Consider the following 2168-nt stretch of genomic DNA (forward strand, 5'->3'; position numbering starts at 1 on the left):
TGGCTATGGCGCAAAGGCCGCGATGCAGCGACCCCCTGACCGCCGTCTCGCTGATACCGAATTTCGCCGCCGTCTCGCCGATCGAGCGGCCCTCGACCGACACCGCCGAGACCACCGAGCGCTGCGCCGGCGGCAAGCTCTCCAGCACGCGGTTGATGTCGCGTTCGCTCACCGTCTCGGTTTCCGGCTCGGCGAAGGTCTCGGCGATCTCGTCGATCTCGACCTCGATGCGCCGCCCGCGCCGCCGGAAGGCGTCGATCAGCTTGAAGCGCGCAATGGCGTAGATCCATGGCAGCACCGGCGCGTCCTGGCGCCAGGTATGCCGTTTGACGTGAATGGCCAGCAAGGTTTCCTGCACGACATCCTCGGGGTCGACCCCGCCCTGAACGATCTTGCGCCGGGCAAAGCCGCGCACGAGAGCGGCCGTCCGCGTTAGAAAGCCGGCGTAAGCCGTTTCGTCTCCCGCGATCGCGGCCTTGAGCAACCGGGAAAGCTCGGCCTCGTTGTTGCCGGTCACAAGAGTTTTCTCCCCCGATGTTCGCGCCTCGGCGCTGATTTGTTACGTGGCCGGCGAAATAATGTCCAAGCCAAAGTGCCGCAAAATCACGAAAGGTTGCGCCCGGCGACCGAATGAAGCCGGCCTGCAATGTTGACTAGCTTAATCAGGTATTGGTAGGTGCAGCCGTGCCAACCAAGACCATCAGATCGAGGACGACGCCCATGAGAATAGCCCTTTCCACGCTTGCCGGCGCCACGGTGCTGGCGCTCGGCCTGTTTGCCGCCCCGGCCATTGCCGAGGATGCCGGCATCGTCGTCTACAACGCCCAGCACGAGAGCCTGGCCAAGGAATGGGCAGCTGGCTTCACCAAGGAAACCGGCATCAAGGTCACGCTGCGCAATGGCGGCGACAGCGATTTCTCCAACCAGATCGTCGCCGAGGGCGCGGCCTCGCCAGCCGATGTGTTCCTGACCGAGAATTCGCCCGCCATGGCGCTCGTTGAGGCTGCCGGCCTGTTCGCGCCGGTCGACGCCGACACGCTGGCGCAGGTGCCGCAGGAGTACCAGCCGGCCACCGGCAAATGGGTCGGCGTTGCCGCCCGCAGCACCGTCTTTGCCTATGACAAGACCAAGCTCAAGGAAGACCAGTTGCCCAAGTCACTGATCGACCTCGCCGATCCGAGCTGGAAGGGCCGCTGGGCCGCCTCTCCATCGGGCGCCGATTTCCAGGCCATCGTCAGCGCGCTGCTACAGCTGAAGGGCGAGCCCGCCACGACCGACTGGCTGAAGGCGATGAAGGAGAACTTCACCGCCTACAAGGGCAACAACACCGTGATGAAGGCGGTCAATGCTGGCGAGATCGAAGGCGGCGTGATCTACCACTATTACTATTTCGGCGATCAGGCCAAGACCGGCGAGAACAGCAAGAACGTCGCGCTCCACTATTTCAAGAACCAGGATCCGGGCGCCTTCGTTTCGATCTCCGGCGGCGGCGTGCTGGCTTCGAGCAAGTACCCGAAGGAAGCCCAGGCGTTCCTGAAATGGGTGACCGGCAAAGGTGGCCAGGACGTGCTGAAGAACGGCACCTCCTTCGAATACGCGGTCGGCAAGGGCGCTGACTCCAACCCAAAGCTGGTGCCGCTGGCCGACCTGCAGGCGCCGAAAGTCGATCCGACGACGCTGAACTCCAAGAAGGTGACCGATCTGATGACGGCAGCCGGCTTGCTTTAGTTCGCGTTCGTCCTAAAAGGGCAACCGACTGCGCTCCTGCGGGACTTCGCTTTCCGCGGGAGCGCTCTGTTTTAGAGATGGCATCGTCGATGACGACAAGCTGCGTTCCTGGCTGCGATCAGCGCGCCTTCGGCCACCTTCGTCCGCGGGCCGATGCGGCGCGGCGTCCGGTCTGATGCAAGCGGCGGTCGACCTCATCCATTCGGGCCTGCCGGCGGCGGGGCGCCCGCGACGCCGGCGATCGACGTCCTGGATCCTGCTTGCCGCCGCTTTGGTCTCGCTGCTTGCGCTGCTGCCGCTGGCCTTCATCATCTGGATCGCGGTCCAGACCGGCTGGGAGACGGTCTCGGCGCTGATCTTCCGTCCGCGCGTCGGCGACCTCCTGATCAACACGATCCTGCTGGTGGCGCTGGCGGTTCCGATCTCCATCCTCCCTTCGG

Annotated in this window: 2 protein-coding genes and 1 pseudogene; 2 read left to right on the top strand and 1 reads right to left on the bottom strand. The window is 64.4% G+C overall.

Annotated features, from left to right (window positions below):
* Nucleotides 1-517, bottom strand: a 517-nt coding sequence (locus EOA33_RS33185; protein ID WP_127407543.1) for a sigma-70 family RNA polymerase sigma factor, incomplete at its 3' end; no start/stop codon positions are given.
* 203 nt (nt 518-720) lie between these two features.
* Here EOA33_RS33185 and EOA33_RS33190 point away from each other — a divergent pair.
* Nucleotides 721-1728 carry an iron ABC transporter substrate-binding protein gene (locus EOA33_RS33190; RefSeq protein ID WP_126058109.1) on the top strand — a complete coding sequence of 336 codons (1008 nt, stop codon included), beginning with the start codon at nt 721-723 and terminating at the stop codon, nt 1726-1728.
* A 175-nt stretch (nt 1729-1903) separates the two neighbouring features.
* Nucleotides 1904-2168, top strand: a pseudogene (locus tag EOA33_RS33195) (iron ABC transporter permease); the annotation flags it as partial.

Origin of the sequence: Mesorhizobium sp. M4A.F.Ca.ET.050.02.1.1, from assembly GCF_003997725.1 — a bacterium.
Classification (GTDB): domain Bacteria; phylum Pseudomonadota; class Alphaproteobacteria; order Rhizobiales; family Rhizobiaceae; genus Mesorhizobium.

Coding starts and splice junctions, on each gene's coding strand:
- EOA33_RS33190 (WP_126058109.1), top strand. CDS start 721: ATGAGAATAGCCCTTTCCACGCTTGCCGGCGCCACGGTGCTGGCGCTC.